Below are 6000 nucleotides of genomic sequence, written 5' to 3'. Positions count from 1 at the left end.
GCAACTCCGGTCCCTCTGCGGCGGCCGGGGGCTTAGATCCTTGCGGAATGCCCAGACCGGGTTGTGTGCGACACACGCACGTCCCGCGCGGCGGGAGGGGGACCATTTTCTGCGCAGCCCCTGACGACCCGCCTGCATCGACGGCGGTTCACCAGGGCACCGGTCCCGTCTCGCCGGCGATGCTTGACCGGGGCAGCCGAAACGGAACGCAGGGATTGTAGACACCGACGGAAAGGCCGGGGATGCGGGAGGGCGCGATTTCGGCTATGTGTTTGACGGGATTGCCCGCGAGAAGACAAGTCGTCCCCGGTGGGGGACGGCGGGAGGAGGATATGGCGATCACGGTGGCAAGGCTGAAGGATCTGCTTGCCTTCGAGGACGTCCTGCTGACGCCGACGGAGAGCGAGGCGGAGGTCCGCGACGGCTATATTCTCGAACGGCTGCGTTTTCGCCTTGCCGATGGCTCGGACATGCGCGGGTTCCTGACGCGGCCGAGCGAAGGCTTCGTTTCACGCAGGCCGGCGATCCTCTACGCCCACGCGCATGGCGCCCGCTGGGATATCGGCGCATCGGAACTGGTCGACGGCCGTCCGGCCCTTCTCGACGCGCCGGGGCCGGTCCTGGCGCGGGAGGGATATGTGACGCTCTCGGTCGACATGCCGACCTTCGGCGAAAGGGCGGGCACGGGCGAGGACGAAGCCGTGAAGGCGGCGCTTTGGCGGGGAAGGACGCTGTTCGGGCAGATGCTTTCGGAACAGGCGGCGGCGCTTTCCTGGCTGGCGGAACGGCCGGATGTCGATCCGGCGCGCCTCGGCATGACAGGGCTTTCGATGGGGGCGACGCTCGCCTATTTCCTGGCGGCGATCGACAGCCGGGTGAAGGCGGTGGCGCATCTGTGCTGTTATGCGGACCTTGCGACGCTGGTGGAGAGCGGTGCCCATAACCTGCACGGGCATTATCTCACCGTGCCGGGACTGCTGAAGGAGACCTCGACCGGCGAGATCGCCGGGCTGGCGGCGCCGAGGCCGCAGCTCATCTCGATCGGATGGGACGATCCCCTGACGCCGCCGGAGGCGGTGGAGAAGGCCTTCGCCGAGACGGAGGCGGCCTATCTGAAGGCCGGGACACTCAATGCTCTCCTTTTCCTGCCGGAGGCCGGTGTCGGCCACAGGGAAACGCCCGCCATGCGGCGGGCGGTCCTGAGTTTCTTCAAGGGGTATTTGTGACCTGCGGGCGCCGTCGCCCCGAGGTCATGCCTTCAGGGCGGCCGTATTGTCCCGCACGTAGGTTTCGACGGAGCGCGGCGGCTTGCCCGTCAGCGTTTCGACGTCCGGCGTGACGGCGGACGTCCAGCCCTCGCGGACCGGGTAGAAGATCGAGGCGAGGAAGGCGGCGTAGTCGTTCGGCACGCCCGCGCCGGTGAGTATGCCGATGAATGTCTCGTCGCTGACGGCTTCGTAGGCGACGGGCTTGCCGATCGCGTCCGAGACGATCTTCGCGGCCTCGGCGTAGGAAAGCGCTTGCGGGCCGGTCAGGTTGAAGGCCTTGCCGTCGAAACGGCTCGTGGTCAGGGCGGCGGCGGCGCTTTCGGCGATGTCGCGCACGTCGATGAAGCTCGACTTGCCCTCGCCCGCAGGAACCGCGATCCGGCCGTGGTCGATGCCGGCCTTCCAGTAGGTCCGGAAATTGTCCGAGAACCAGTTCGGGCGGAGGACGACATAAGGCGTGCCGGATTTCTCCAGGGCGATCTCGACCTGGCGATAGGGAATGCCGTCATCGGCATCGACGCCGAAGACGCTCTGGAAGACGACCTTGACCTTGCGCGCGGCAGCTGCCTCGATGACCGGAAGCAGCAGTTCGGTGATGGCCACGTTGCCGCCGGGCAGCAGCACATAGGCGCGGTCGACGCCATCGAAAGCCGGGGCGAACGTGGACGGATCGGCAAAATCGAACGCGACGCCCTCGGCGCTTTCCACCGGTTTTCCGGCGCGGGAGGCGGCCTTCATCTTTTCGCCTTTCGCAACGAGCGCCTTCACCAGAGGCGTGCCGACGGTGCCGGTCGCGCCGAGGACGAGAATCTTGCCTGCCATTTCTGCTCTCCATAGTTTCTGTTGGAAACCTTGTTTCGAAATGCTAGATACTAGCAATCGGAAAAGCGCGAAAGAGAGCACTTTCAGGTGACATGGTTTCATTGAGGAAACCGCCGGCGCAGGAGATGACGATGGAATGGGCTTACAATGTCTATGAGGACCGGTGCCCGACCCGCATGGTGCTGGACCGGCTGGCGGACAAGTGGGCGGTGCTGATCCTCGACCGCCTGCGCGGCGCTCCGGTGCGGTTCAACCACATCAGGCGGGATATCAAGGGGATTTCGCAGAAGGTCCTTTCGCAGACCCTGAAGAGGCTGGAGCGGGACGGGCTGATCTCGCGCGCGGTCTTTCCGACCGTGCCGGTGACGGTGGAATATGCCCTGACGCCGCTCGGGCGGACGCTGACCGACACGGTATCGGCGCTCGCGCATTGGGCGGAGTGCAACATGGACGCGGTGCTGGCCGCCCAGGAAGCCTATGATGCGGCCGTCGAGAGGCGGTGACCGGGGAAGACCGGCCGAAGCGGCCCGCGCCTGCGGGCAAACCGGTGCGGCCTGATGCGGCTCAGGTGTTCCTGACCCGCAATCCATTCTGGTCGAAAAGGTGCAGGGGCGCGCCGGCGACGGAGAAGTGGACCTCGTCGCCCGGCGAAATCTGCTTCTGTCCCTGGACGACGGCGAGCAGCTTCTCGCCGTTCAGGTCCGCATGGATCACCGTTTCGGAGCCGAGCGCCTCGACGAGGCGCACCTTGACCGTCAGGCTGCCCGGATCGTTCGCGAGCGTGATGTGCTGCGGGCGGATGCCGACCGTCAGCTTGTCGCCGGGAGAGAGCTTGTGCCCGGACGTCGGTACGAGGAGGCGGTGGCTGCCGCCGATCGTCAGCGTCATCGAACCGTGTTCCACTTCCGCCACATGGCCGGACAGGAAATTCATGTGCGGCGCGCCGATGAAGCCGGCGACGAAGCGGTTGGCGGGCGTGTTGTAGAGATCGAGCGGCGTGCCGACCTGCTCGATGCGGCCGGCGCGCATGACGACGATGCGGTGGGCAAGCGTCATCGCCTCCACCTGGTCGTGGGTGACGTAGATCATCGTCGAACCGATGCGGGCGTGCAGGGCGGCGATTTCGGCGCGGGTCGAGACGCGCAGTTCCGCGTCGAGGTTCGACAGCGGCTCGTCGAGCAGGAAGGCGGTCGGGCGGCGCACGATGGCGCGGCCGATCGCGACGCGCTGGCGCTGGCCGCCGGAAAGCTGGCCGGGGCGGCGCTCCAGATAGGGCTCGATCTCCAGCATGCGGGCGGCTTCCGCGATGCGCCCGGCGATCTCGGGCTTCGGCATGTTGGAGTTTTCCAGCCCGAAGGCAAGGTTCTGGCGCACGCTCATATGCGGGTAGAGCGCATAGGACTGGAAGACCATGGCGAGGCCGCGGTCGGCCGCGGTCACCTCGTTGACGCGCTTGCCGTCGATCTCGATGACGCCGCCGGTGACCTTTTCAAGCCCGGCGATGGTGCGCAGAAGCGTGGACTTGCCGCAGCCGGACGGGCCGACGAAGACGATGAATTCGCCATCCTTGATATGCAGGTCGATATCCTTCAGGACATCGACGGCGCCGTAGGATTTCTTGACATCGGTGAGTTTGATCTCGCCCATCGGTGTTCCTTGCTTGAGCCCAGTTTACTTCAGACCCGTGCCGGCGATGCCGGTGGTGATGAAACGCTGCAGGAAGATGAAGACCAGCACGACCGGGATCATCGTCACGACGGTCATGGCCAGGATGAAGTGCCACTGGACGTTCAGCTCGCCGGAATAGATGCTCAGCCCCACCTGCAGGGTATAGAGCTCGCGGCGGGAGAGCACGATCAGCGGCCAGAGGAAGTCGTTCCAGCGCCAGACGACGGAGAAGATCGCCAGAACCGCAAGAGCGGGAGCCGTCAGCGGCAGGACGATGCGCCAGTAGATCTGCCATTCGGACGCCTTGTCCATGCGGGCCGCGTCGATCAGTTCGTCGGGGATGGTCAGCATGTACTGGCGCAGGATGAAGACGCCGGTGGGGGTGGCGACCGTCGGCAGGATGACGCCCCACAGGCTGTTGAACAGGCCAAGCGAGGAGATGATCGAATAGAGCGGCACCATGATGACCGAGAGCGGCACCATCAGCGTGGCAAGGATGACCAGCATCGCGGCGGAGCGGCCGCGGAACTCGTATTTCGACAGCGCGAAGGCGGCCATGGAATTGACGACGAGGGTGATCAGCGTTGCCGTGACCGTGACGAAGACGGAATTCCAGAGGTAGCGCAGGAAATCGAAATGCACGAAGGGCTCGGTGTAGTTCGTCGTCGCGAAGGAGATCGAGCGCACCGGCGTGCGGTCGTTCATGTTGACGCGGACGATCTCTCCCGGCGCCTTCGGATCGACCATCTGGGAAACGAGGCCGATGCGGCGGACTTCCGCCAGCACGCGGGTCGAGCCGTCCGGCATCTTCGCGTCGAAAAGCTGGAGCGGCCGGTCATAGCCCTCGACCGTCGCCTGGCTGGTGACGTAGGGCAGGATCGACGGCGGGAATTCGGCAAGCGCCGCCGGCGTCTTGAAGGAGGAGAAGGCGAGCCAGACGGCCGGGCCGAACATGATGACCAGACCGCCGACGAGCCAGACCCAGGTGACGATATCCGTCCAGTGCCAGCCCTTGCCCCCGGGGCCGCCCTTGCGGCGGAGAATGAAACGCGCAGCCGCACCCATCAGCGTTTCCCCTTGTTTTCGTTTTTCCGGCCGATGCCGAGCTGGAAGAGCGTCAGGACCACGAGCACGGCGCCCATGAGGATGGAGGCGGCGGCGGCAAGGCCCGGATTGCGCAGCGCCGAGGCGAAGCCGGTCTCGTAGATATATTGGGTGAGATAGAGCGTGCTGGTGCCCGGACCGCCGCCGGTCAGCACGTAGACCTCGTCGAAGATCTGCACGGCGCGGATCAGCGCCAGCACCACGACGACCAGAAGGTTCGGCGCCAAGAGCGGCAGCGTGATGCGCCAGAAGACCCGGGCCGGCTTCGTGCCGTCCATTTCGGCGGCCTCGTAGAGGTCCTTCGGGATGGCCTGCAGGCCGGCGAGCAGGATCAGCGCGTAAAATCCCATATGCGCCCAGAGCGACACGCCGATCGTGGCGAGGAAGGTCCAGTTGCGGTCGGTCAGCCACGTATAGGGCTCGGTGCCGCCGAACTGGTAGAGGATGAAGTTCAGAAGGCCCTGGCGCTGCAGAATCCATTTCCAGATCAGGCCGACCACGACCGGCGAGAGCAGGACCGGAAAGAAGAAGACGGCGCGCCAGAAGGAGCGGGCGGCGAGATCGCGGTTGAGGATCAGCGCGGTGATCAGCGCCGTGCCGATCATCAGCGTGACCTGCAGGACCACGAACCAGAATGTGTTGCCGACCGCCGTCCAGAAGGCGTCCTCCTGGCAGGACATCGGATCGAGGTAGTTGGTGCAGGTGAAGAGGCGGGAATATTGCTCGGCGCCGACGAACGAACGTTCGGACAGGAAGAAGGCGGTGCCGCCGGTCATCGAATAGACGAAGTTGATGACGAGCGGCAACAGCACGAAGACGCCGAAGATCAGCATGTTCGGCGCGAGGAAAAAGGCCGCCATGCCGCCGATGCCGGTCGCCTTCTGCAGGCCGCGCAGCGGTATGTCGACGATGCGCATGACGGCGTTGACGGGCGCCATGAGGAGGGCGCCGAGAGAAGAGGTCGGAGACGTTGTGCTCATTGGATTGAACTCCTCCCTGTCTCCAAGCTTTGGCCTTTCGCCGCAGGCAAGGCTGCTGGATATGAGGATGAAAGGCGGCGCGGCAAACTCCCGATGATCTCCCCCTTTGTGGGGGAGATGTCACCGAAGGTGACAGAGGGGGGTAGCGACGGTGCGGC

General features: G+C 65.3%; 6 protein-coding genes. 2 read left to right on the top strand and 4 right to left on the bottom strand.

The window, feature by feature from the left end; all coding sequences use genetic code 11:
• The first annotated feature begins 332 nt into the window (after positions 1-332).
• Positions 333-1226 carry an alpha/beta hydrolase family protein gene (locus ACFFP0_RS29825; RefSeq protein ID WP_377265859.1) on the top strand — a complete coding sequence of 298 codons (894 nt, stop codon included), beginning with the start codon at positions 333-335 and terminating at the stop codon, positions 1224-1226.
• A gap of 24 nt (positions 1227-1250) precedes the next feature.
• Here ACFFP0_RS29825 and ACFFP0_RS29820 read toward each other — a convergent pair whose 3' ends face one another.
• On the bottom strand, positions 1251-2090 hold the full coding sequence (locus ACFFP0_RS29820) for an SDR family oxidoreductase (RefSeq protein ID WP_377265858.1): 840 nt from the start codon (positions 2088-2090) through the stop codon (positions 1251-1253).
• Positions 2091-2221: 131 nt separating this feature from the next.
• On the opposite strand from ACFFP0_RS29820, the gene ACFFP0_RS29815 reads away from it, so the two are divergent.
• Entirely contained in the window at positions 2222-2593 is a 372-nt protein-coding gene (locus ACFFP0_RS29815) for a winged helix-turn-helix transcriptional regulator (RefSeq protein ID WP_377265857.1), read from the top strand.
• Between the two features lie 61 nt (positions 2594-2654).
• Here ACFFP0_RS29815 and ACFFP0_RS29810 read toward each other — a convergent pair whose 3' ends face one another.
• From ACFFP0_RS29810 to ACFFP0_RS29800, 3 genes are read right to left on the bottom strand one after another with little or no spacing between them, the layout of a single operon-like run.
• The gene (locus tag ACFFP0_RS29810) at positions 2655-3737 is read right to left on the bottom strand and encodes an ABC transporter ATP-binding protein (RefSeq protein WP_377265856.1); all 1083 of its coding nucleotides are present in this window, start codon (positions 3735-3737) and stop codon (positions 2655-2657) included.
• 24 nt (positions 3738-3761) lie between these two features.
• Positions 3762-4823 carry a carbohydrate ABC transporter permease gene (locus tag ACFFP0_RS29805; RefSeq protein ID WP_377265855.1) on the bottom strand — a complete coding sequence of 354 codons (1062 nt, stop codon included), beginning with the start codon at positions 4821-4823 and terminating at the stop codon, positions 3762-3764.
• Positions 4823-5842 carry a carbohydrate ABC transporter permease gene (locus tag ACFFP0_RS29800; protein WP_377265854.1) on the bottom strand — a complete coding sequence of 340 codons (1020 nt, stop codon included), beginning with the start codon at positions 5840-5842 and terminating at the stop codon, positions 4823-4825. The genes ACFFP0_RS29805 and ACFFP0_RS29800 overlap by 1 nt, the downstream gene beginning before the upstream one ends.
• Positions 5843-6000: the final 158 nt, after the last annotated feature.

The organism is Neorhizobium puerariae (genome assembly GCF_042429745.1).
In the GTDB taxonomy this organism is placed as follows: domain Bacteria; phylum Pseudomonadota; class Alphaproteobacteria; order Rhizobiales; family Rhizobiaceae; genus Neorhizobium; species Neorhizobium puerariae.
The sequence above is the reverse complement of the archived record's forward strand: the minus strand, read 5'-3'. Positions and strand labels throughout refer to the sequence as shown.

Bases quoted from the DNA above. Each gene is read 5' to 3' on its own strand.
- ACFFP0_RS29825 (WP_377265859.1), top strand. From the start codon at position 333: ATGGCGATCACGGTGGCAAGGCTGAAGGATCTGCTTGCCTTCGAGGAC.
- ACFFP0_RS29820 (WP_377265858.1), bottom strand. From the start codon at position 2,090: ATGGCAGGCAAGATTCTCGTCCTCGGCGCGACCGGCACCGTCGGCACG.
- ACFFP0_RS29815 (WP_377265857.1), top strand. From the start codon at position 2,222: ATGGAATGGGCTTACAATGTCTATGAGGACCGGTGCCCGACCCGCATG.
- ACFFP0_RS29810 (WP_377265856.1), bottom strand. From the start codon at position 3,737: ATGGGCGAGATCAAACTCACCGATGTCAAGAAATCCTACGGCGCCGTC.
- ACFFP0_RS29805 (WP_377265855.1), bottom strand. From the start codon at position 4,823: ATGGGTGCGGCTGCGCGTTTCATTCTCCGCCGCAAGGGCGGCCCCGGG.
- ACFFP0_RS29800 (WP_377265854.1), bottom strand. From the start codon at position 5,842: ATGAGCACAACGTCTCCGACCTCTTCTCTCGGCGCCCTCCTCATGGCG.